This is a genomic window from Chthoniobacterales bacterium, from assembly GCA_018883245.1.
Lineage (GTDB): Bacteria > Verrucomicrobiota > Verrucomicrobiia > Chthoniobacterales > JACTMZ01 > JACTMZ01.
The window spans coordinates 1-22,733 of the sequence record VEQL01000035.1 but is presented as its reverse complement, the minus strand read 5'-3'; the positions used below and the strand labels follow the sequence as shown (position 1 = coordinate 22,733).

Annotated in this window: 16 protein-coding genes and 1 tRNA gene; 5 read left to right on the top strand and 12 right to left on the bottom strand. The window is 61.9% G+C overall.

Going from position 1 to position 22,733, the window contains the following annotated elements; translation table 11 throughout:
• Positions 1 to 13: 13 nt before the first annotated feature.
• Positions 14 to 826 (bottom strand): SDR family oxidoreductase, encoded by an 813-nt coding sequence (locus FGM15_11020; GenBank protein MBU3666389.1) that lies wholly within the window; start codon positions 824 to 826, stop codon positions 14 to 16.
• A 141-nt stretch (positions 827 to 967) separates the two neighbouring features.
• Between FGM15_11020 and FGM15_11015 the strand changes: the two genes are divergently transcribed.
• Together FGM15_11015 and FGM15_11010 are read left to right on the top strand one after the other, a co-directional pair.
• Positions 968 to 1,795 (top strand): SDR family oxidoreductase, encoded by an 828-nt coding sequence (locus FGM15_11015; protein MBU3666388.1) that lies wholly within the window; start codon positions 968 to 970, stop codon positions 1,793 to 1,795.
• Positions 1,741 to 3,192: a sugar porter family MFS transporter gene (locus tag FGM15_11010; GenBank protein ID MBU3666387.1), complete on the top strand. Its 1,452-nt coding sequence runs from the start codon at positions 1,741 to 1,743 to the stop codon at positions 3,190 to 3,192. Before FGM15_11015 ends, FGM15_11010 begins: the two co-directional genes overlap by 55 nt.
• 144 nt (positions 3,193 to 3,336) lie before the next feature.
• Here the strand turns inward: FGM15_11010 and FGM15_11005 are convergent, their stop codons facing one another.
• From FGM15_11005 to FGM15_10975, 7 genes are all read right to left on the bottom strand, one after another.
• The gene (locus tag FGM15_11005; GenBank protein ID MBU3666386.1) at positions 3,337 to 4,446 is read right to left on the bottom strand and encodes a carbohydrate kinase family protein; all 1,110 of its coding nucleotides are present in this window, start codon (positions 4,444 to 4,446) and stop codon (positions 3,337 to 3,339) included.
• Positions 4,443 to 5,021, bottom strand: coding sequence for a D-lyxose/D-mannose family sugar isomerase (locus tag FGM15_11000; protein ID MBU3666385.1), 579 nt, complete (start codon positions 5,019 to 5,021; stop codon positions 4,443 to 4,445). The genes FGM15_11005 and FGM15_11000 overlap by 4 nt, the downstream gene beginning before the upstream one ends.
• Before the next feature lie 100 nt (positions 5,022 to 5,121).
• On the bottom strand, positions 5,122 to 6,165 hold the full coding sequence (locus tag FGM15_10995) for a hypothetical protein (GenBank protein ID MBU3666384.1): 1,044 nt from the start codon (positions 6,163 to 6,165) through the stop codon (positions 5,122 to 5,124).
• A gap of 122 nt (positions 6,166 to 6,287) precedes the next feature.
• A complete protein-coding gene (locus FGM15_10990; GenBank protein ID MBU3666383.1) occupies positions 6,288 to 8,750 on the bottom strand; it encodes a hypothetical protein in 2,463 nt (820 codons plus the stop codon).
• A 57-nt stretch (positions 8,751 to 8,807) separates the two neighbouring features.
• Entirely contained in the window at positions 8,808 to 10,166 is a 1,359-nt protein-coding gene (locus FGM15_10985) for a hypothetical protein (protein MBU3666382.1), read from the bottom strand.
• 61 nt (positions 10,167 to 10,227) lie between these two features.
• The gene (locus FGM15_10980; protein MBU3666381.1) at positions 10,228 to 12,165 is read right to left on the bottom strand and encodes a sulfatase; all 1,938 of its coding nucleotides are present in this window, start codon (positions 12,163 to 12,165) and stop codon (positions 10,228 to 10,230) included.
• A gap of 16 nt (positions 12,166 to 12,181) precedes the next feature.
• A complete protein-coding gene (locus FGM15_10975; protein ID MBU3666380.1) occupies positions 12,182 to 13,693 on the bottom strand; it encodes a hypothetical protein in 1,512 nt (503 codons plus the stop codon).
• A gap of 145 nt (positions 13,694 to 13,838) precedes the next feature.
• Between FGM15_10975 and FGM15_10970 the strand changes: the two genes are divergently transcribed.
• Entirely contained in the window at positions 13,839 to 15,677 is a 1,839-nt protein-coding gene (locus FGM15_10970; protein MBU3666379.1) for a hypothetical protein, read from the top strand.
• A gap of 40 nt (positions 15,678 to 15,717) precedes the next feature.
• Here the strand turns inward: FGM15_10970 and FGM15_10965 are convergent, their stop codons facing one another.
• Genes FGM15_10965 through FGM15_10955 form a run of 3 tightly spaced genes read right to left on the bottom strand, consistent with a single transcriptional unit; the run spans position 15,718 to position 18,565 of the window.
• Positions 15,718 to 17,031, bottom strand: a complete 1,314-nt coding sequence (locus FGM15_10965) for a TRAP transporter large permease (GenBank protein MBU3666378.1) — start codon at positions 17,029 to 17,031, stop codon at positions 15,718 to 15,720.
• Complete coding sequence (locus FGM15_10960; protein ID MBU3666377.1) at positions 17,028 to 17,534, bottom strand: TRAP transporter small permease; 507 nt, start codon at positions 17,532 to 17,534, stop codon at positions 17,028 to 17,030. The genes FGM15_10965 and FGM15_10960 overlap by 4 nt, the downstream gene beginning before the upstream one ends.
• A gap of 5 nt (positions 17,535 to 17,539) precedes the next feature.
• A complete protein-coding gene (locus FGM15_10955) occupies positions 17,540 to 18,565 on the bottom strand; it encodes a TRAP transporter substrate-binding protein (GenBank protein ID MBU3666376.1) in 1,026 nt (341 codons plus the stop codon).
• Positions 18,566 to 19,068: 503 nt separating this feature from the next.
• Between FGM15_10955 and FGM15_10950 the strand changes: the two genes are divergently transcribed.
• A tRNA-Ala gene (locus FGM15_10950) sits at positions 19,069 to 19,133 on the top strand.
• 66 nt (positions 19,134 to 19,199) lie between these two features.
• Complete coding sequence (locus tag FGM15_10945) at positions 19,200 to 20,540, top strand: SLC45 family MFS transporter (protein MBU3666375.1); 1,341 nt, start codon at positions 19,200 to 19,202, stop codon at positions 20,538 to 20,540.
• A 34-nt stretch (positions 20,541 to 20,574) separates the two neighbouring features.
• Here the strand turns inward: FGM15_10945 and FGM15_10940 are convergent, their stop codons facing one another.
• Positions 20,575 to 22,626 (bottom strand): hypothetical protein, encoded by a 2,052-nt coding sequence (locus tag FGM15_10940; GenBank protein ID MBU3666374.1) that lies wholly within the window; start codon positions 22,624 to 22,626, stop codon positions 20,575 to 20,577.
• Positions 22,627 to 22,733: the final 107 nt, after the last annotated feature.

Genomic DNA, 22,733 nt, shown 5'->3' with positions numbered 1-22,733 from the left:
AGTTTCCCGTTTTTTATTTTGCCGTGTAGCCGCCGTCCACGAAGAGCACTTGGCCGGTGACCATGCTGCCGGCCTCCGAAGCCAGGAACACGCAGGGGCCCACGAGTTCCGCGGGTTCCCCGAGGCGGCCGAGCGGGATCGCTGAAACCATGCGGTTTTGCAAGTCGCCGCCGGGGTTGAAGTTGGGATCGGCCAGCATCGCGAGCAATCCCGGTGTGCGAAACTGACAGGGGGCGACCGCATTGACGCGGATGTTGTGCGGAGCCCATTCGACGGCCAGTTCGCGGACCAAGGCATTCACGCCGGCTTTGGCCGCTGCGTAGGGACCCGTTCCCCGGCCAAGAGCGCGCTGGCTGGCGAGGCTGCTCATGAGCACGACGCTGCCGCCGCCCTGCCGGCACATGATGCGGCCCGTCTCGCGGACCAGAAAAAACGTCCCCCGGAGATGGGAGCCGATGGTGAAATCAAAATCCGCCGTGCTCATCTCGGTGACCGGCGAAAGCTTGGCGGCGCCCGCCACGTGCAGCAGGACATCAATCCGGTTGAAGTGTTCCAAGGCGCGGGCTGTGACCAGGGCAACTTCGGATTCCACCGAGACATCAGCTGCGCAGGCGAGGCACGGAGTGCCGTTGGTTTCAAGTTCCGTGGCCAGCGCTTGCAGCGCCATGGCTTCTTGATCCACGAGCACCAAGGAGGCTCCGAATTGGGCGAAGCCTTGGGCAAGGGCGCGACCGAAACCGCCGGCGGCACCGGTCAGCAGGACGACTTTGCCGCCCATTTGAAAGAGGTCGGGCGCGGTGGATTTGGACAGAGTGGAACTTAACATGCCGGAGAGGCGTAATTTGACTCTTTACATATGATGTATGACATCCTAAGACCTATCAAGTCAAAAGTCCCATAGCTTGACACGGAGATCGTTGCGCTTTATCGCCACACACTTCTTGTCAGCACCACATCCCCCAACCCCATGAGCACAAATCGCCTTAAAGGTCGCAAAGCATTGGTCACCGGATCCGGCACCGGCATCGGCCGGGAAATCGCCCTTGAGTATGCCCGCGAGGGTGCGGACGTGGTTTTCCACTATTCGCGCAGCCCGGGCGGTGCGCACAGCGGAGTGGCAGAAGCAGAGGCCTTGGGTGTTCGCGCGAGTGCCGTGCAGGCGGACTTCAATAACTTGGACGATGTCCGGCGCCTGGCCGATGAGGCTGTGGCGGCGCTGGGAGGGATCGATCTTTTGGTGAACAACGCCGGGATCACGATGAACCTGCCGTTCGAGCAGGTGACGCCGGAGCAGTTCGACACGCTGTATCGGGTCAATGTGCGGGCGCAGTTTTTTCTCACCCAGCGGTTGCTGGCCCCGCTGGAGCAGGCCCGGGGAGTGGTGATCAACTTGTCGTCGGTGCATGCCTACCAAGGCATGCGCGAACATTCCGTCTATGCGGGCACCAAGGGGGCGATTGTCTCCTACACGCGGGAGCTGGCAGTGGAACTGGCGACGCGGGGCATCCGGGTCGTAGGGTTGGCACCGGGTGGCGTTTGGGTCGAGAACACCACGAAAGCGGCGGCGGGCCAAGACCTGTCCGCACAGCTGGGGAGCAGCATTCCGTGCGGATTCGTGGCATTGCCGCCGGACATCGCCAAAGTCGCGGTGTTTTTGGCTACCGGGGATGCGCGTTATTTTCTGGGGCAAACATTGATCGTGGACGGCGGGACAACTTCCTGGCTTCCGTTTGGCGAGCAATGGAGCCAGCCGCTCGAGGCCAAATTTGGCAAAGGCTACGTCCCGGGCCTGTAACTCTCCAACCTATCCAACCTCCTATGAACTCTTCTTCCAATACTCCTCATCCCGTTTACGGATTTTTGGTGGCGCTGGTCGCCGCCCTCGGCGCCTTCATTTTCGGCTACGACCTGTCGTTGATGGCCGGGGCCAACACCATCATGCGGCAACAATTCAACCTCTCGGAAGCGGAGTTTGCCTTTGCCACATCGAGCGGCGTGCTGGGATGCGTGGCGGGGCCTTTTCTGGGGGCGTGGCTGTGCGACCGGTTCGGCCGCAAGAAGAGCCTGATTTTTGCTTCGCTGCTGCTGGCCGTCAACGCGATCTTCACCGCCTTGGCCCCGAATATGTGGGTGTTCAACTTCTTTCGCATCTTGGGCGGCGTGGGTTGCGGCATCTGCTCGGTGGCTTCGCCGATGTATATCGCGGAAATTTCGTCGCCCAAATCCCGCGGCGCCATGGGGCTGATGTATCAGGTGGCTGTCGTGATCGGCGCTTTGTCGGCGGGTCTGGCCTGCTACTTTCTCGCATTGCTTCTGCCGGACTCGGTGAGCTGGCGATGGATGTTTTTCTCGCAGATGGTGGCGATCGTTTGTTTCGTGGGCCTGCTCTTTCCCATGCCGGAAAGTCCCCGCTGGCTGGCCGAGGAGGGCCGCGATGAGGAAGCCGGCGCGGTTCTCGCGCGGATCGGCGGCGAGGACTTCGCCCGCCAGGAAATGACCGGCATCCGTGCCTCGCTCCAGCAGGAAGAGGGTGGTTGGCGGGAGTTCTGGGCACCCGGAATGCGGAGTGCCTTGCTGGTGGGTCTGCTGCTGGCGTTTTTCAACAACTTCACCGGCTGGAGCGGGATCGCGATGTATCTTCCCACGCTCTTCAAGATCGGGGGGTTTCCGGATACGGCTGACGCCATCATGCAGTTTGTGGTGGCTTATGCTTTCATGGGGGCGGTGACCATCGGGTCCATGTTCGTGGTGGACCGCTGGGGGCGCCGGCCGCTGTGGAACGTGGCTTCGGTGGGGATGTGTGTGGCAATGTTCCTGGCCGGGTTGGTGTTTCAATACCACATCAAAGGTTATGCCGTGCTCGCGGTGGTGATGCTCTGCGCCATTCCGCATGCGCTGGCCCTCGGCGGCCTGCCTTGGCTGATGATCCCGGAGATTTACCCCACCCGCATCCGGGCCAAGGCGGTTTCGGCCATCGTGACGTTTTTGTGGCTAACCATCTTTCTCGCATCAACCATCTTCCCGCTCATGATGAGTTGGTCGCGGAGTTTGGTCGGCACCGAGGCGGCGGCCTTCTGGGTGTTCTCCGGAATTTCCCTGCTTTCGCTGCTCTTCGGCAAGACGCTGCTGCCCGAAACCCGGGGACGCACCCTCGAGGAAATCGGAGACAACTGGCTCCGGCGCGGGCACTGAGCTTCGGTCGCAGTCGCGATCACGAAATCAAACACCCGGGTTCGCGGATCCTTCCTTTGGCACGAGGAACAAGATTGTTCCGTGCCGCCCTGCACCTTTTGGCTGAACCGGGAGCCGGAGCGCCAACACCGGGAGAGCGACCGTTTATCGTTGCGGGTAGTTTTGGAGAAGCTGGATAACTTCGGAAATCGAAGGACTTGTTCCCGAACGCACATAGGCGCCGGAGGTGGCGTTGCCGAGAAGGAGCCTGTCTTCGGGAGGCAAGTGCAGAACCAAGCCGAGGGCATAGCCGGCGTTGAAACGGTCGCCCGCGCCCGTGGATTTGACGGGTTTTTCGCAGTAAGGACCGGGGGCCTGGGCGGTGCCGTCTTCATTGGCGAGGACGGCAAAGCGCGTGGCGTGAATCACAACTTCGTCGATCCCCAAAGCGCCCTGCAGCGCTTTTGCCTGCCCGGCCGCCCCGTCCATCTCGGGACGCTTTTCATGCGGTTGGGAGAGGATGTCGGAGAGGATGTTCGCTTCGTTCTGGTTCAGTCCGAGCGTTGTCCGGCAATGGCGGTTCAACAAGGGGAGTCCTTCGAGCATGGCTTCGATGTCGGCCCGGGATCGCGACGAGGGGTCGACAAGGTCCAGAAACAAAAAAGGACGATGCTCCAATTTGGCGAAAACCTGCTCGGCAAGAAGTTGCCAGCAGGCCGTCATGTGCGGGTAAAGCGTCCAATCCACGAAAGCAATCAGGTCGGCCGCCCTGCAGGATTTTTCAAAATCCTGTTCGGCAAGCCGCTGTTTGACATAGTCCGGGGTGAATTCGGCGAGATGACTGACCGAGGAGAACATGAGTTTGCCGTCGGCGAACTCGAAGGCGAGGGTGCGTCCGGGTTCGCGGCCCCAGCTGTGCAGTGTCGCTATCCGGGAATAGGCATCGAAGGCCGCGTGGACGGGTTGGCCCACGGTGGCAAATGTCGTCACCGCCACCCCCAAGGTTGCGAGGCCGTCGCCCATGTTCACGGCGCAACCGCCGGGATCGGTTTGGGTGACGACGATTTCGCGGAGGCTGGAGTGACCGGCGGCCGCTTTGACGAGGTCGCCGAACTGGTCGATATGTTCAACGCGCGCGAAGCGTTCGAGGCTTTTGCGCTCGGCAACGAGCGAAATCATTTCGTCCACAAAACCGTCGAAGCCCGTGACAACGCGGTGCTTGGGGATTTCGCCCGATCGGGCGGTCAGAGTTCCGGCGAGCGCTTGCGGATTCACGATTGCTTCTCGCTGACGAGACGAACGGTGGCGGGCTCGTCCTCTTCGATGCCGGGGAAACGGCCGATGTCGGGATCGACGAAAAAGTTGTCATTGGCGTCATCATTGGCGGTGGAAACTTCCCCGATGATCGTCTCGGGCGCGCTGGCCCAAAATGCGTGATAAATCCCCGGCGTGAGGGTGATTCTTTCGCCGGCCGAAAGGGTCAACTCGCCTCCTTGCGCATGGTGCCGCTCCTCGCCGTTGACCCGGATGGAGAACCGGTCAGGTTGTGCGGCCGCCTCCGGATGACCGGACCATAGCTGCAAAGTCAGCCGGCCGTGGCGGCAAATGATGTCCTCTTTCTTTTTGGCGTGGGTATGTGCCGGGGTGATTTGGTTCTCCCGCGCATACATCAGCTTTTCGCAATACTCGGGCTCCTCGGCGAGGTTGATGAGGGTGAGTCCGCAGCGCGCGAAGTTGCCGAGACCGAAGTCGGTGATATCCCAGCGAGGGTTGGGCGGGAGAGCCCAATGATGCTGACGAAAGCAGGATTCGGCTTCCCGAAGCATGGCGTTGATTTCGGACCGTTTCATAGTGGCGGGCGGATTGACGGAGAAAAAATGTTTGGCTTCCGGGTATGATCGGTAGAGGCGAAAGAGCTGAGATGTTTCACAAGCTCGCGCGTTGCCGTCATCAGCGGTAGCTCATTTTGTTGCGCGTCAATTGAAGGTCCTGTTGCAAAGGACGCTGCGGGCGGAGTCCGCTTTGCTGCAGCACGCCATGGTAGGCTTTGACGGCTTCGACCGGAGTGACCTCGCCCTCGACGATGCGCCGCAAGAGGTCGATGAACGCCAGCGGGTGCTCGGAAAGATTGATCTTGCGGCCGAAAAGCGCGACACGCGCCCCGTGCTTCTGCGCGTCGTGGATGAGTTGGAAGGCGTCCAGCGTCGTTCCGGCGCTGCCTCCCAGTATGCCGACGATCAGGCGCGGATCATAGGAAACGAGTTCCTCCAGGGGGCCGGGTCCGTTGTAGGGAATTTTGAGAAAGATCGGCCGCCCGACCGATGTGACGCCGGCCAGCGTGCGGATGATGTGGTCGTTGAGAAAAGCACCGACCTTGCGGTCGGGGATGCCGGGATCGACGTTGGGGTTGAAGACTTCGAGGAAATAACGGAAGTGCTTGCGCTCGGCCTCGAGGCGGAACTCGTGGAAGTCCTCCAAGGCTTTGTGGTCCGCGTCGATGTCGTTGGTGAAAGTGATCGAATAAAGCCCGAGGTCGGCGCCGGTGAACGGCCGGGTGCAGTCGTCGGTGATCCGCCCGTATTTGATGTGGCAAATGTTGGCCGAGCGGAAAGAACGCGACGGGTGGTGCGTGGGATATCTGCCGCCGCGCACAGCCCAGACGTCCGTTGTGTCGTTGGCCCGCGCCGCGGGGGTGATCTCGGATTTCTCGAACAGTCCCTCCTGCATGGCCAATCGCTCGAGATTGGATGCCGAGAGCAGCATGATATCGACGACGTCCTGGTGGATGACCGCACGGATTTGCCCGAGATACTCATCCAAGGTTTTCCAGCAACCCTCGGATTCGTTGTAGCCATGGCGGCAGGAACCGTTTTGCGGCCCCGGAGCGGTCACGCCGAAGGCCATGTCCGCGTCCTTCGCATCGGCGATGATGAAATCCTTGGCCCCCGAGGGGTCGCGCAGGATGTTGGCGATCTTTCGGTCCAGACGTTTCATGAAAACAAGCATCCTGCCTTAAATTGGCGCCGGTTAGCAGGAAAATATTGGAAGCTATCCCGAACCTTGGCCGGGCGGCGTTGCGGACAAGCACGCGCCGCCGGACTTTTTCTCATCCCCGGCTACTTTTTGAGGATGCCGACGATATCGGTGTCATAATCGATATACGTGTCGTAGCGCCCGCGCATCCACAGCACGCAATCGGCAAAGTATTTCTGGCGCGGAAGATACGGCCTGATGTTGTCCGCGGCGGGATCGAAGGTGAGTTGCTCCCAGGTCCACTTGGCTCCCTGGTCGGCGGTGGTCCCGCGGAAGATCTGCTTCCTGCCGGTTTCGCCCGGCTGGCCGGTGACCGGATCCACCTCGGTCGAGATGTAAATCCGGTTGGTGTCGTTCGGATCGATGGCAATGCCGCCGGCATAGTGGTTTTCCGGCACGTAAAGATGACGCCCGGCATAGGCGATCTGCTGCTGGATCCACTTCTTCGCGGTGGCATCCCAGCGGGCGTAGCGGAAGCGCAGGTCGCTGCCTTCGTCCCCGTCGGCTGAATTGATGAAAACCGCGACGGGATTGCCGTCCGCTGCATAAGCCATGTCCCAGACCCAGCCGCGACCGTCGGTTTTGCCCTCGTAAACCAAGGTTGCTTCGCTCGGGAGGACCGGATTGCCCGCCATGACATCGTTCATCGAGCGGATGAGGGTGCCATCGCTGCGGTGGAGATTACCGCCCTGATAATACAAGTGGTAAACGTTGTTCTCGCGCTGGTCCCGCGGATGGCCGTCGGTGAAGAGCAGGTCGATGCGGTCTTTTCCATTGTTGGCGTATTTGACGTAGGGCCGGTGGCCGTCGACTTTGACAAGTCTCGTCGGCGCGCTCCACGTGGCTGCGCCATCCTCCGACGTGACGAAGGTCGGATTGCCCCCGATCCCGCGGAAGAAATTGTAGATGCGCCCGCCCTCGTCGGAGAGTTGGAAGAGGTTCGAGTAGCATGTTGACGGTGCAGATTGGAAAACCTGCTCGGGCCCCCAACGGAAATCCACGCCGGCGCCGACTTTCACCGGCGTGGCGATGCGCCAATACCATTTGTCCTCGAGGCCGTGTTTGGCATAGACGGCCAGAATCCGGCCGTCGTTCAGCTCGAGCAGCGCGGGATTGTTGTGGTCGTCGAGGCTTTCCCACGAACTCAGATCCTGCTCCACGAAGCTGAAGGGCGACTGGCGCAACAACGGTTCGAGGATGGCCACCTTGGCCCGGCCGGTGACCGCGTCGAGACTTCCGACGATGAGATGCCGCCGGGCCACGATGGCGCGCGGATCGTTGAACCATGTCCAACCGCCCTGCTTCTGGATGGTCACGACTTCATACGGCGCAGCGAGCTTGGCGATCTCGGCGGCCGTGATGTTCATCTGGTAAAGCTCGCTGCCGGCCAGCAGAAACGAGCCGCTGGTGTAGTCCATGGTGTTTTCCGGTCGCACCGGACCGGGCATCCCACTGATCAATTGGGCATAGCCCAAGCGTCCCTCGGGATTGATGCAACCGAGCAAGCCCTCCCACGCATTGAGCGCGGCGGGTAGGTAGGTCCTTTTGTCGAGGTAGCCGCGGTTGATGCCCGCCAGCAGGCCGTAGCAGAAGAAACTGGTGCCGCTGCTGTCAGGCTCGGGATACCAGGAAGGATCGTTGAGTGAGGTCCGCCACATGCCGTCCGGCTGCTGGTAGCGCAGGATGCTCTGGGTGAGCGTGCGGAAAAGCCCGAGATACTTTTCCCGCATCGGGTCGTCTTTCGGCAGATGATCGAGCACGCGGATCAGGCCGGCATAAACCCATCCGACGCCGCGGGCCCAAAACACCTTTTTGCCGGAGCCCGTCTTGACCGTGAACTGAGTTTCGTCGCGAAAGACGAGCTTTTCTTCAGGGTTGTAAAGGAAGTCGATCGAGTCCCAGTAGAGCTTGTGCAGGAGTTCGCGGTATTTGGGATCGCCGGTTGCCGAGGACATCGCGGCCAGCACGGGCGGCGCCATGTAGAGCGAATCGCACCACCACCAGAGATTGCGGCCGGTGAACGGACGTTCCTTCTCCTTCCATATCACGTGCCCGAGTTCCTCGTGCTTGATGACCTCGCGGTTGAACATCGTTTCCAGCGCGGCCTTGGCGTCGGCGATCATGGCCGGATCGCGCTTGATCGCGTAAATGTCGAGGTAGGTTTGCGCCGTGCAAAGCTGGTCGGCGTTGAGATACGGCTCCGGCACCTTCCACCCGGCGCCCTCGGACCATGCAATAGCCTTGTTCAGATACTCCTCGTTGCCCGTGGCGCGGTAAGCGGCCAGAACCCCGGTGTAAAAAGTGCCGGTCATCCAGTTCGGCCCCGCATCGGCCTTGGACGGGTTGCGGGCATACTTGGCCATCTGGTAGTCGGCCACGCGGCTCATGGCGTCCGCCACCACCTGCCGCTCGGCCAAACCGATCTGGCTCATCGTGAGTTGCGTGCCGGCACCGAAAGCGCCCGGTGCCAGAGCAGCACCGAGGATACTAAATGATACCATCTGCCGGAGCGGATGCGGTTTTTTGAGGGACGATGTCGGGGTCATAGTTGGATTAAATAAAAAAATGATTTTTCGTGCGGGGCTCTTTTCAACGTTCGCAGGTTATTTTTTGAGGATTCCGACGATGTCGGTGTCATAATCGCGATAGGTGTCGTAGCGCCCGCGCATCCACAGCACGCAATCGGCAAAGTATTTCTGGCGCGGCAGATACGGCCTGATGTTGTCCGCGGCAGGATCGAAGGTGAGTTGCTCCCAAGTCCACTTGGCACCCTGATCGGCGGTGGTCCCGCGGAAGATCTGCTTCCTGCCGGTTTCGCCCGGCTGGCCGGTGACCGGATCCACCTCGGTCGAGATGTAAATCCGGTTGGTGTCGTTCGGATCGATGGCAATACCGCCGGCATAGTGGTTTTCCGGCACGTAAAGATGACGCCCGGCATAGGCGATCTGCTGCTGGATCCACTTTTTCGATGCGGCATCCCAGCGGGCGTAGCGGAAGCGCAGGTCGCTGCCCTCATCGCCGTCGGTGGAGTTGATGAAAACCGCGACGGGATTGCCGTCCGCTGCATAAGCCATGTCCCAGACCCAGCCGCGACCGTCGGTTTTGCCCTCGTAAACCAAGGTTGCTTCGCTCGGAAGCACCGGGTTGCCCGCCATGACATCCTTCATCGAGCGGATGAGGGTGCCATCGCTGCGGTGGAGATTACCGCCCTGATAATACATGTGGTAAACGTTGTTCTCGCGCTGGTCCCGCGGATGGCCGTCGGTGAAGAGCAGGTCGATGCGGTCTTTTCCATTGTTGGCGTATTTGACGTAGGGCCGGTGGCCGTCGACTTGGATGAGCCTCGTCGGCGCGCTCCACGTGGCAGCGCCATCCTCGGATGTGACAAAGGTCGGATTGCTCCCGATCCCGCGGAAGAAATTGTAGATGCGGCCGCCCTCGTCAGAAAGTTGCGCGAGATTAGCGTAGCATATCAACGACTGCATCTGGAAAACCTGCTCGGGCCCCCACTGGAAATCCACGCCGGCGCCGGCTTCCACCGGGGTGGCGATGCGCCAATACCATTTTTTCTCGGCTGAATGTTTGGCATAGACGGCCAAAATCCGGCCGTCACTCAGCTCGAGCAGGCCGGGATTATTGTGGTCGTCCAGGCTTTTCCACGAACTCAGATCCTGCTCCACGAAGCCGTGGGGTGGTTGACGCAACAGCGGCTCGAGAATGGCGACCTTGGCCCGGCCGGTGAGCGCGTCGAGACTTCCGACGATGAGATGCTGGCGGGCCACGATGGCGCGCGGATCGTTGAACCATGTCCATCCGCCGTGCTTTTGGATGGTCACAATTTCCTGCGGTGTCTCGGGCTTGGGTGAATCACCAGCTGCCAATGCCTCCTGCGCCAAGGCGCCAAGGACAACGCAAAATGCGGACCGCAGGAGCGGATGCGACTTCTCAAGCAAAGGTTTCATCTTGGTGTTGTAGGGTCAGGGGTTGTGATCGGTGTGGCTATATAGGACGCCTTGAACCCCGTCAACTGGCGGGTTCCGATTCGGCATCGGCGCCCAGCCCCCGCTTGCGAAGTGTGACTTCCGCCTGCTCCGCGCAATAGCGGTCCGAACTGCTCAGATTTTTGTCGGTTTTCATGCGTTCGCGGATGGAGCGTCCGGTCTCTTGCACGAGAGGGAGCAACGGTTCGGCGAGAGGACCGAGGTAATCAATGAGATTGAGGGCATTGAGACGCTCCTGCCAGGTTCCCTCTTTGATTACGCGGGTAAGCGCGGCGTCGGCATTGGAGCGGTCATTGCCGGTCTTGATGAGCGCCCAAGCGGCAGCGGCGGCAAGGTCGCCGTAATCCGAGGCGAGCAACTTTTCGAGCGCAGGGACATCGACTCCGGATGGCAGACTGCTTCGGTTGCCGATGGCGATGCAGGCGTGGTATTGGGCGACCGGATTACCCGAGGAGAGGGCAGCAGCAATTTCGGAGTCCGGGGTTTTGCTGATCTGGTCGAACCCGGCCCACTTCTCGGCGGCCACGGTATCATAGGAGGAGCCTTTGAGAAGCGCACGGCGGGAGCCTGCGGTCTTGCCCATTTTGTCCATCATTCCCTCGGGCATGAAGCCCAGGTCGCCCTGGGTCTTGTAGCGGTTGGCAAGGTGGGCACGCATCGCCTCGAGGTCCTTCGCATAGGCTGGGTCGGCGGCGAGGTTGTGAAGCTCGTCGGGGTCCTTGGTTATATCGTAAAGCTCCTCCGCCGGCCGCGTCGCCGCACAGAAAGGCTTGGCGGCCTCGGGCAGGTTGCCCGATTTCATCGCGGCGCGGAGTGCCTGCATGGCAGGGGCAACTTCGAAGCCCGGGACTTCCTGGTAGAGCGGTTTCCACGGTTGGTAGTTGCGGATGTATTTGAACTTGCCGGTGCGCACGGCGCGCACGCAGTCGTAGCGTCCGTTGATGCGGTCGCGTGCAGCGGTGACGGCCTCCGGCGCCGGCGGGACGTCCTTGCCGATGAGCGGACGGCCTTGATGCCATGCGGGAGGATTGATTCCGGCGAGCTTGAGAACGGTGGAAGGGAAGTCGGCGAAGCTGACAAGGCTGTCGTCACTCGAGCCGGGCTGAGGCATACCCTCGACCGCCTGGCCGCCCGGGGGCCGGATCACCAACCCGGAGTGGAGCCCGCTGTCATAAAGATAGGTTTTCGCGCGCGGGTAGCCGCCGTCGCCGTGATCCGACATGAAAATCACCCAGGTCGAATCGAGCAGGCCATCCTCCTCGAGTTGTTTGAGGAGGCTGGCCACATGGCGGTCCGAGAAATTCACATTGTCCCACGTGCGGCCGATGGCCTCGCGTGTCTCGGCGGTGTCGGGAAGCCACGGTGGCACGGTGACTTTCGAGCGGTCTGCCTTGCGTTCTGCGGGGAGTTTGCCCCCGGATTTGGCATAGGCATCGTCGGATTGCACCCGCCCCTGGTGCATTCCCTCGAGGTTGAAGACGGAGAAAAATGGCTGGCTGGGATCCTTGCGATCGCGCCAGTGGGCCTTGGTGGAAAGCACGTCCCACGCACCCTTCGGCACCGCGAAGTTGTAGTCCGTCTTGGCGTTGTTCGACGTGAAATAGCCGGCCTTGCGCAGGAGTTCCGGATAAGTGACCACCTCTTCCAGCGGACCGGCATCGGAGCGCATGTTCTGGCTTCCGAGGCTGTTGGGGTGGATTCCCGTGATCCAACACGAGCGGTTCGGGGCGCAGACGGCGGCGATGCCGAAATATTGCGTGTAGTTCACGCCTTCCCGCGCGAGACGGTCCACAGCCGGGGTGTTGGCGAAGCCGGTTTTGTCATTCGGGCCGAAACGGTTGGCGCTGGTGTCTTCGTAGGTGATGACGAGGAAGTTCGGTCGCTGTGGGGCGGGGGACTGCGCGGGTGAGTGAGCGATTGCCCCGAGGAGCGAAAGAATAAGAAGTGTGCGGGATTTCATGTTGTGTGCTGTGCGCTCAGTGCTCGATCACTTGGCCCAAGATCTTGGTGTCATAGACATAGAATTTCGGATACGTCCCCTGCATCCAAAGCACGACGCTCTTGCCCTTGGTCCAGGCCGGCACGACCGGTCGGAGGTTGTCGGTTGCGGAGTTGGATGTTATCGGAGCCCAAGTCCAAGACTTCCCGCCGTCGCCGGTCTTGCCCATGTAGATTTCGTTTTGGCGCTGCCCCGTGGCTGAACTGATGAGCGGCTTGTTGGTCACCGGATCCGAGCTGGTCGAGATGAACACGACGTCCGGGTTGGACGGATCGACCGAAGCGAGGCCGGTGTAGTCGAGTTCGCTGGACGCGCCGAAATTGTCGCCGCCATAAGCGAGGAAGCTGACATTCCATTGCTTGCCGTCGTAGCGCGCGTAAAAATACCGGTGATCGTCGGGATTGTCGTCGGCCCGGAACTGGAAGATGCCGACCGGTTGGCCGCTGGCGTCGGTCTTCAAATCAAGCTGCCAGCCGCGGCGCATCGCGGCGCCCTCGATCATCGTCCCGTCCTTGAGCAGCGGCGTGAGTTCGGTTGGCGGCGTGCCGGTGTCATCGGAGAGATCCTTGTCCACCACGGTGCCGTCGTAGCGGTGGAGTTGGTTGTTCTCCATGTAGCCGGCGTAGATCGAGTTGAGCAGCGGGCCGGGCGCGGTGCGGTCCTCGTTGAAATTCACGCGCGGGTGATCGTCGGTCGAAAAGATGTGGATCTTGGATTTTTCATCGCCGGCGTATTTCACGTAGGCGCGACCTCCATCGTTGTCCTTCGGCCAGGGATCGAGAGCGTCGAGCACGCGCCCGGCATACTTCCAAGTCTGCCCGAGATCGCCGGAAATCAGGAAATTCGAGTCGAAACCCCGCGAGCGGATGCCGTTGAAGACCACGTTGGTCTGGCCGCTCCATTCGGCCAGAAAATTCGGGTTGGTGTAGGTCACGCCGCCGTTGGTTTCCTCGAAGCGGAAAGTTTCCGACCACTCCTTGGGATCACCGGGATTGGTCGAAATTTTCGAGCGCACGATCGGGTCATTGCCGTGCTTCGACCAGGTCACCAGATAGCGGCCGTCGGGCCGGATCATGAACGCGGGGGAGGCGTGGTCATCCATCTGCAGGCGGTCGTCGAGTTCCACCCGGCCGCGCACCGGACCGCCATCGCGGTCCACCGAATCCAGTTCCACCCAATAAAGATCGACGTCCCCGCGCTGCCCGGTGCCCGCTTCACCGAAGGTGACCACACCTGTCAGCAGAATGGGTTTTTCGGGCTTGGCATCGTCAACGATTGCGCGCGGATCCTGGAACCAGCACCAAGCCCCCGGGCGGTCCGGATCGGAAACCTCGAAAACCTTCGAGTGCTTGCGTGAGAGATCGGACAGACTGCCGACCATCTTGCCGGGATTGACGGCCAGCGGCGGCGCATCGCCGGACCCGGCGGCAAACGCAGTAGAGGCTGCAAGACAAGTGAGCAAAAGCGTTTTGAGGGAAATCGACGACATAGGGAACGATGGATAATACACGCCACGCCGATGGTGAGGAAGAAGAGTTTGCCATTGACGCCGGTGTTTCGCTCCTGAACGATCCCGCGCTCTTGGCTCCGCCTATGCCAAGGCAGGAGAACCATTTTGAAACTCCTTTGCCATCATGATGACTCCCCGCCTCCGAACAAGCCGTCCCTGTCTGCGTGTGCCGGCCCTCTTGGCCTGTGCCTTGGCGATTGTTTCGCCATCGCTTGACGCCCAAGAAGCTGCGCCCAAGCCCGCGCCGAAGCCAGCCTATCCCAACGAAACCGATCCCGACTCCCCGCGCCGCTCCAAACTCGATCCCTCGCGGCCGGACGAAATTTTGCGCATCGACGCCACCGGCGACGGCAAGCCCGATGTGATCGAGCGCTGGGTGGGCGGACGGCGCGTGCGCTTCTTTGACGAGGCTGGGGCGACCAAACCCGAAGACACCTTCGGCGACACCATCAACGGGGCCATGCAGGTCGATGTCGATGGCGACGGCTATTTTGACGGACCCAAGGATTACACCATCAAGTGGGCCGACCGCGACAGCGACGGCATTGCCGACATCGAGGCTTACAACAGCAATCCGAAGCCGGGGTTTCCGAGCGTCTTCGGGCCAAGCGGGGCAGTGTTTTATATGACAATCGATCCCGACAACACCGGGATGCTCGCCGACTTGGACTGGAAGGATGTCTCGGTGGACTGGACCCGCTGGGATACGCCCACCAACTGGCGCCCCAACTACCATGGCAACGCCACCTTCCTCAAGGAGCACGCCCCGATCTGGGCGGTGGAAACCCCGGAGTTCACGTGGGAAAACCCGTTTCTGTTTTTCGATCCCGACGGCGACGGACTCTCCGAGGTATCCATCCGCGTGGCCGACAACCGCGCCTTTGTCGGGCCCGGCCAGATGCGCCTGCGCTTTGATGGCATCGTGGACGAGGCATGGGTGAGCTACGACTTGGACAACAATACCGGCTGGGGAACCACGGTGAGCTACGACCTCACCCTCTACGTCGCGGGCAAGCCGGGCGTCGATTACAGCAACGACATCAACGAGTTTCCCCAACTCAAGGCCCCCGAGTGGGCCGCACCCTACTACCGCAACTTCGACTGGCGTCGCCAAACCCGCTTCCGCTTCATCCCCCGGGAAAATGCCATCCAGCGGCTCTTCGGCGCCCAATGGGAAAAAGCCTGGATCACCTTCGATGAGGACGGCGACTGCTACCGCTGGGAACGCGTCGAACTTTACTACCCCGGCGATCCCTACCTGCTCGAACGCAACCCGCCCAAGGCTGGCACCAAATCGATCATCCGCAACACCCAGTCCGACAGCTTGGGCGACCGCGGCGAATGGGATGAGGACTTCAGCGGCAAAGGCCACATGTATCGCGCGGCATGGGACGGAAAAATCCACCTCTGCGGGGCCGAAAGCGGCGCTTGGCTGGTGGACCGCGACGCGGCCTTCAACGGCAGCGCCCACTACAACGGACGCTCGCCGAAGGAAGCCGCCACCAAGGTCGCCGAGGTCATCCAATACCGCGACACCAACAACTCGGGCTGGATCAACCAGGTCATCTACGACTACGACGGCGACGGCCAGGCCGACCGCACCGACAACCTCGAGGAACTCGGCGTGGACACCAAGGGACCCGTCCTCGATGTGACCAAGATGGACTGGGAGGCCCTGCGCAAGGAAAACGCCGAAGCTGTCAACCGCTCCTGGCGCGAGGCCCAAAGGATGTTCCATGCCGCCCTGCGCCACGACTTCGTCGATGACGCCATCCTCAAACTCATCAAGGCTCCCTCGGTCGGGGAAAAATACCGCAACGCTTACCGGCTCAAGGAAGACATCCTGCGCAAGGTCCTCGCCGCCGCCCCGACCGACCAACACCGCGACATCCTCAAAGCTTACTACACCAACAACGTCGCAGACTTGGAGAAACTCATGGCCGCCGTGCGGGCCAAACCCTGACCATCACACGAGCCGGCGGTTTTAAACTTCCACTCGTCCGCTATTCTCCGATCACGCCCATGGCGCGGGGTAGCCACATCGAAAGCGCCGGCCAGTAGGTGATGACCGCCAGCGAGGCGACCATCGACGCGTAAAACCAGAGCATCGCCTCCGACACCGCGCCGATGGACGAGCGGCCGACCGTGCAACCCATGAAGAGACAGGTGCCGACTGGAGGGGTGCAGAGACCGATGCAAAGGTTGGCGATCATGATGATCCCGAAGTGGATCGGGTCGATTCCGATGCCAACGGCCACAGGCAGAAAGATCGGGGTGAAAACCAGGATGGCGGGCGTCATGTCCATGAACGTGCCAACAACCAAAAGAATGAGATTGATCGTCAGCAGGATCAGCAGCGGGTTGGACGAAACCCCGAGCAAGGCATTGCTGACGAGTTCCGGCACTTGCTCGGCGGTTAGCAGGCGGCTCATGGCCGCCGAAGCCGCCACCAACAGCAAGACCACGCCCGAGGTGCGCGCCGAGCCCATCAGCAACGCGGGAAGTTTTTGCATTGGAATTTCGCGGTAGCACACCACGGCCAGGATGAAGGCCCACAGCACCGCGACCGCGGAGGCTTCCGTGGCGGTGAAGGCCCCGGACAGGATGCCCCACAGCACGAAAATGATGAGCAGCAGGCTCGGCAGCGCGTGGCCGAGCGCGGGCAGAAAGGCCGGCGCCGCGGGACCGGCGCCACCGGCGGTGACCGCGCCATATCCGCGCCGCACGCTGACGCCAACCCCCACCGCCATGAGGAACAGCCCCACCAAAACCCCCGGCAGCACCCCGGCGAGGAACAAGGCGCCGATCGAGACATTGGAGGCCACCACCGCATAGACAATCATCACGTTGCTCGGCGGGATAAGGAGGCCCGTGGTGGCTGCAGTGGCGGTGATGGCGATGTTGAAATTTTTGTCATAGCCCTTGCGGTTCATCTCCGGGATGAGCGTGCCGCCCACCGAAGAAACCGCCGCCAAAGCCGAGCCGGAAATCGCGCCGAACAGCATGCATGTGAGGGTGTTGACCGCCGCAAGACCGCCGCGGAAACGGCCGACCAGCGAGGAGGCCAGATCGATCAACCGCCGGGCCAAGCCGCCGGCCCCCATCAGGTCGCCGGCGAGGATGAAGAACGGGATGGCGAGCAGCGGGTAATTGTCGAGGCCGTTGGCCATTTCCCGCGAGGTGGTGAGCAGCACCGAGGGGAAACCGAGCGTCCACGCGGCCAGCACGGTGGAGGCACCGATGACCACGGCCACCGGCGTGCGCAACAACAGCAGCGCGGTGAACACGACGAGCATGACGGCAAGTCCTTCGTTCAAGGCCGCACCTCCTCCGTATCCGGGGCACCCGCCCGCACCGCGGCGAAGTGCGAGACGGCCACCAGGGATATCAGCGCACCGCTCACCGGCAGGCAGAGGTATTGCCAAGCTTTGAGGATACCGAGGGCGGGCATTGTCTGACCGGAGACAAAACGCTCCCGGAAGAGTTCGCCGCCGCCGATGACCAGCACAGCCACCGCGAAAAGAAAAACGATGCCGTGCTCCACGAGCAAAGCGACGCGGCGGGCGGACGGATGCATGCGGTCCACGAGGATCTCCACGCCCAGGTGCTGACGGCGCAGGTAAGCGAGGGCCGCGCCGAGGAAGGCCAACCACACCATGAGGAAGCGCGCCAATTCCTCAGTCCAACGCGCTTGGTCGCCCAGCAAGTAGCGGGTGAACACCCCCCACAAAACATCCAGCAGCAAAACCACGAAAACTCCCGCGCAAAGCGGGCCGATCGTGGCGTCGAGAAACTTGGGCAGTTTTTTCATGGCAGTCATCTATCTCACGGCACCGCGCGGATTTTGTCCACCAGCCCCCCGATCTCGCCGGTGGCGTATTTTTCCATCACCGACGCGGTCCGCCCGACGAAGGCCACGGGATCGGTCTCCACCACGCTGACCCCCGACGCCTTGAGTTCCTCGAGGGCCTTGGCGCTCTCCTCCGCCCACACCCCGCGCTGGAAGAGGCCGGACTCGCGGGCGGCCCCGGCGATCCAGCGCTTCTCGTTCCCGTTGAGCGTCTGCCAGACCGCCTCGCTCATGACCAGAACGTCGGGAATGCGCGAGTGGTGGTCGAGCAGGTAGTGCTTGCAGATTTCGAAATGCCGGCTGGTCAAGAAACTGGGCGGGTTGTTTTCCGCGCCGTCCACCGTGCCTTGGTGCAGCGCGGTGTAAAGTTCGCCCCACGCGATCGGCGTCGGCGAACCGCCCAAAGCCTGCACGGTGTCCATTGCCACCGGGTCGCTCATGGTGCGGACTTTCAATCCGCGCAGGTCGTCCGGGCCGCGCAGCGGGACCTTGGCGTAAAAACTGCGGCTGCCCGAATCATACCACGCCAGACCGCGCAGGCCGCTGGGACTGCCATCGCCCTTGGTCGAAAGCCGCTCCAGCATGCCGGCGCCGATTTCGCCGTCGAGCACGCGCCAGAAATGCCCTTCGTCGCGGAACAGGTAGGGCAAGCTGAACGTCCGGTAAACCGGCACAAAATTGCCCGCCACAGCCGCGCTCACCTTGGTGATGGCCAGCGTGCCGGCCTGGGCCTTTTCGAGGCACTCGACCTCGGTGCCCAGCTGCTCGCTGTGAAAAAGCCGGAACTTCAGCCGTCCGTGGGACTTCTCGGCCACGAGCCGCGCCATTTCCTCCAACCCGCGGTGCACCGGATGGTGCGTGGGCAGGCCGTGCGCCACCTGCAGCACTCTGGTGCCCGAGCCGCCGCGGCTGCCTTGTTGTCCCAACCACGCGAACCAACCCCCGGCCGCAACGGAGCCGACCAGCAAAACCAAGATGCAGAACGAAAGGAACTTCGACATTGCGGCGGTCTATAGGCCCCGCTTTGGCGGCAACGGCAAGAACCTTCTCGCGGTCATCCGCTCGCAGCCAGCCGCAGCCCGCCGGTCCGATAATGCGCCGGCCCCCGGCTTGGATCGGGGCTGCACGCTCCCGGCCCTGCGTGAGCGCCGGACAAGCTCGCCCACCAAAAAGGGGGCAGCAAATTTCCAGGCCACAAAGCCGGACATTCGACATAGAACCTATCCCGAAACCTCGCGGGGTGGCGCAGAGTCATGGCGGAGCGGATGGCAAGGCGCGAGCAGGGAGCGATGCCTCTGCGCATCGTGACTTGCGAAGCAACGCAGCCAGACGCTCCGCCATGGCCCTGCCCGAGAGGGTTGCGGCGCTTTCCGTCCGTGGCTGCGTCGCGGCGCCCGGGACTGTATCGCAGAGGATACAGCCGCTTCGCTTGCTCCTTGCCACAAACGAAAATTATCCGCAACGCCACCGCGCCAGGTTTCGGGATAGGTTCTAGTCTTTCTCGCGATTGGCCCAGCGGTGGAGCGCCTCGTCTGCACCGAGTTGGTCGGGAGTTCGATTCCCTCACCGCGCACCATCTTCGCCGTGGACGCCACAGCGTTTTTTGTTTAGCCCTTGGCCTCCGTCAATCTCCCCATGCAGCACAAACCGCATCTCTCTTTCTGGCAAATCTGGAACATGTCGTTCGGATTCCTCGGAATCCAGTTCGGATGGGGCCTGCAGATGGCCAATATGTCGTCAATCTACCAGATGCTTGGCGCGAAGGAGTCGGAGTTGCCTCTTCTCTGGCTGGCTGCTCCCGTCACCGGATTGATCGTGCAGCCGATCATTGGCTACATGAGCGACCGCACGTGGAACCGGCTCGGACGCCGCCGCCCTTATTTCCTCGTCGGTGCGATCCTTGCTTCGATCGCCCTGGTTTTCATGCCGAACTCCGGCACGATTTGGATGGCGGCCGGGTTGCTCTGGATCCTCGATGCTTCGGTCAATGTTAGCATGGAACCGTTCCGCGCCTTCGTGGCTGACAAGCTTCCCGAGGAGCAGCGCAAACAGGGCTTCGCCGTGCAAAGTCTCTTCATCGGTCTCGGGGCGGTGCTTTCCTCCGCGCTGCCCTTCGTCCTCGCCAACTGGTTCGGCGTGGCCGGCACGGCACCGGAGGGACAAATCCCCCCGGCCGTGCACATTGCCTTTTACACGGGAGCCGCGGCATTCCTGCTCGCCGTGCTCTACACCGTAGCGACCACGCCGGAATATCCGCCGGAAGACATGGCCGCTTTCGAGCGCATGAAAGCCGGTCACAAGGGCGTCGGCGGGTTCATGCGTGAATTCATCGACGGGCTGAAAACGATGCCTGCCACGATGCGGCAGCTGGCCTGGGTCCAGTTTTTCACCTGGATGGGACTTTTCTGCATGTGGATCTATTTTTCCCCGGCCATCGCGCACCACGTGTTCGGCGCGGTGAAAGACACGCCGCAATACAAGGACCTCGTCGCGCAGGCCGGGCAGTGGACCGGCGTGAGCTTCTCCGTCTACAACGGCGTCTGCTTTGTCTTTTCCTTTTTTCTCCTTGCCTTGGCACGCCGATTCCCGGCCAAAACCATCCACATCGGCTGCTTGGTCCTGGGCGGACTCGGTTTGGTCTCGGTCGCGTTCATCACGCAGAAGGAGATGCTGCTTCTGTCCATGGCCGGCGTGGGGATCGCCTGGGCCTCGATTTTGTCCATGCCCTACGCCATGCTCTCGAACTGTCTCCCGGCGGAGAAGATGGGATTTTACATGGGCGTCTTCAATTTCTTCATCGTGCTTCCGCAGATCGCCATCGCGCTCGGACTGGGCGAAGTGCTGGCGCATTTTCCGCAGGTGGATGCGCTCTGGGTCGTGGTCGGCGGCGGCCTGAGTTTCCTGCTCGCTGCGCTGCTCACTTTGCGCGTGCACTCGTCGGAACCGGCCCCCGCGACCGGGAGCGCGGCCCGATAATTGCCAGCCAAGACCCCGGCGATGGCGGCCGGATTCAGTTCGCTTGAAGCGTGATGCGGAGGACGTCGGAGGGGGCGAGTGTCAGCGAGGAAAGGGAAGCGGCGCCCCGGACGACCGGAACGACAAGGTTTTCTTTCACAAGCTCCGGTGCAGTCACAGCCTGTGTGCCCGGCGGGACAAAGGAAATGCGCTCGATGCGGGCTTGGAGTTGCTTGGTGTCGGGTCTGACAAAGGGAAGTGCGCCGAGGTTGAGCAACTGGACGGAGACGCCGGAGAGCGTGCGCGCGGCACCGTCCGCTCCCTTCGATGCGAGGAGGATTTGCGCGGCGGCGGGAGGTTGAGAATCCCGCGGCCCGGCCGAGGCCATGACAACCAGTGAAGGATTGCTGCTGGTCGCCGAGACGCGTCCGGCTTCCGTTTCCGCATACCATTTGTAGGCCCACCAGACGGAGCGGGGCTGTCGGGTGTCGTGCGTGAGCAGGCCGTCGAGCGTGCCGTCGAATCCCGAGTTGATGCCGGGCGCGTCGGGGTGATCCCAGCAGGATCGGCAGGCCGCGGTCACTCCGGATTCCTCCATGGCGGCGAGGATTGCGAGAATGGAAGCGGGACGGTAGGAGGGGTCTCCTGGGGCGGCGTATTCGTTCACGTGGATCTCGCGGACTCCTACCGGGGCGAACTGCGGATTGCCGATGAACTCGGTGCGGATGCGGGCTATCTCCGCCTTCATGGCGTCGAGTCCGACATCATCGCGGTCCAACATGTGCAACGCGAGGGCCTGCACCGTGAGCTTGTTGGCCTTGCAAAATTCCAAGAACTGCCTCAGCCGGTAAGGCGGGTAGGACGCGCTGAGGGAAGGTCCGCTGATCACAGCGTCCGGCACCTCCGCACGAATGGCATTGTGGGCTTCCTTGAAGGTCTCGAGGAATTTTTCGAATGTGGCATCCGGCCAATCGAGGAAAAACGAGCCCATGTCGGGTTCGTTCCAGATGTCATAAACGACAGCGGAGCCATGTTTTTTCGCCAGCCCTGTGACGTGTTCCCGCCAGAATTTATAGCCGTCGGACCAGGGCGCGGCGGCGGGCGGGTATCTTCCCTCCGAGCAAAGAACGATCGGTTTCGCTCCCCAACCGGCGACGCGCTCCGCCCACTCGCTGCGGACCCGCCAATGTTTGGGGCGCAGCGGAGTGACCATCGCGTCGTCCGGCGGCCCCTTCAGGAAGTCTTTCACATCAAGGCCCAGCAGGAAGCCGCTGAGCAAAGGCGGGTTGATTCGCCGCGCAAAATCCACCGTCGCGCGGGCCGGCGCGGGGTTTTGGGGAATTTCACGGAATTTGATGTTGTCGAAGGACAGTTTGGCTCCGGCAGGTGCTTTGCCGAGGGCCAACACGATGCGGGCAAGCGATGCCGGGTCCTTGTCGGAAGTGCTGAACGGGGAGGTGCCGACGATTTGGACCGGGACCGGTTCCGGACCCGCGGTGACTTTGCGGATGGCGAAGGTGGTGTAGGGCTCGCCTGCTTTTTGCAGAAGAACCTCAAACGCGGTTTCCTCGGAGGCTTTGACCGTGAATGCCACCTCGTAGGCGCGTCCGGCCGTGACGGAAATGTCCGACGTGAGTGCAAGGTGCCAGATTTCGGCCTTCGCGGGTTGATGGTCATTGGCAATCGTCACACGGGCCGCTGCTCGCGAGCCGGACGATGAAATTCCCGGCTGACCCGAGCCGCTGAAATCCTTTGCCGTCCAGTCTCCGGGAGTGGCGGCGACAAGTGGGGCCGAAAGAAGAGCCGCCGCCACCGCTGCTTGAATACCCGACTGCACGGAGCGCATGACCCGGAAGCGGGGCGAGGGGAGGCGGATGCGTGAATTGGTATCCGGAGCGTTTTTCATGGGACTGCAGATTTTCGGGCGTTGCATCTGCGCGACTGCTTGCCGTTGTTTTGCCGGATAGTCCGCGCGCACACAAGCTTGCCCAAGCCGCAGCAGAAACGTCTTCGCAAGGCCAGAGCCCGAAAGCGGTGCAGTCTTGGGCGGATCATGCGTTCGCGGACACGTCTCGCGTGCGTGCGGATTTTGCCGCCCAACTCGCATGTCACCCGGACCAATTCACGGGGTGCACGTCAGCCGCGGGAGATGCATCAATTTCGCCCGGTCTTGAAAATCATCGGTTTCCCCTCTTGAAGAACCACCGGGGTGGA

What these genes read in the sequence shown, in the direction of transcription:
- FGM15_10960 (MBU3666377.1), bottom strand. Translation starts at nt 17,534, where the DNA reads ATGACTGCCATGAAAAAACTGCCCAAGTTTCTCGACGCCACGATCGGC.
- FGM15_10980 (MBU3666381.1), bottom strand. Translation starts at nt 12,165, where the DNA reads ATGAAATCCCGCACACTTCTTATTCTTTCGCTCCTCGGGGCAATCGCT.
- FGM15_10985 (MBU3666382.1), bottom strand. Translation starts at nt 10,166, where the DNA reads ATGAAACCTTTGCTTGAGAAGTCGCATCCGCTCCTGCGGTCCGCATTT.
- FGM15_10995 (MBU3666384.1), bottom strand. Translation starts at nt 6,165, where the DNA reads ATGAAACGTCTGGACCGAAAGATCGCCAACATCCTGCGCGACCCCTCG.
- FGM15_10990 (MBU3666383.1), bottom strand. Translation starts at nt 8,750, where the DNA reads ATGACCCCGACATCGTCCCTCAAAAAACCGCATCCGCTCCGGCAGATG.
- FGM15_10945 (MBU3666375.1), top strand. Translation starts at nt 19,200, where the DNA reads ATGCAGCACAAACCGCATCTCTCTTTCTGGCAAATCTGGAACATGTCG.
- FGM15_11020 (MBU3666389.1), bottom strand. Translation starts at nt 826, where the DNA reads ATGTTAAGTTCCACTCTGTCCAAATCCACCGCGCCCGACCTCTTTCAA.
- FGM15_11015 (MBU3666388.1), top strand. Translation starts at nt 968, where the DNA reads ATGAGCACAAATCGCCTTAAAGGTCGCAAAGCATTGGTCACCGGATCC.
- FGM15_10940 (MBU3666374.1), bottom strand. Translation starts at nt 22,626, where the DNA reads ATGCGAGTTGGGCGGCAAAATCCGCACGCACGCGAGACGTGTCCGCGA.
- FGM15_10975 (MBU3666380.1), bottom strand. Translation starts at nt 13,693, where the DNA reads ATGTCGTCGATTTCCCTCAAAACGCTTTTGCTCACTTGTCTTGCAGCC.
- FGM15_11010 (MBU3666387.1), top strand. Translation starts at nt 1,741, where the DNA reads ATGGAGCCAGCCGCTCGAGGCCAAATTTGGCAAAGGCTACGTCCCGGG.
- FGM15_10955 (MBU3666376.1), bottom strand. Translation starts at nt 18,565, where the DNA reads ATGTCGAAGTTCCTTTCGTTCTGCATCTTGGTTTTGCTGGTCGGCTCC.
- FGM15_11000 (MBU3666385.1), bottom strand. Translation starts at nt 5,021, where the DNA reads ATGAAACGGTCCGAAATCAACGCCATGCTTCGGGAAGCCGAATCCTGC.
- FGM15_10970 (MBU3666379.1), top strand. Translation starts at nt 13,839, where the DNA reads ATGATGACTCCCCGCCTCCGAACAAGCCGTCCCTGTCTGCGTGTGCCG.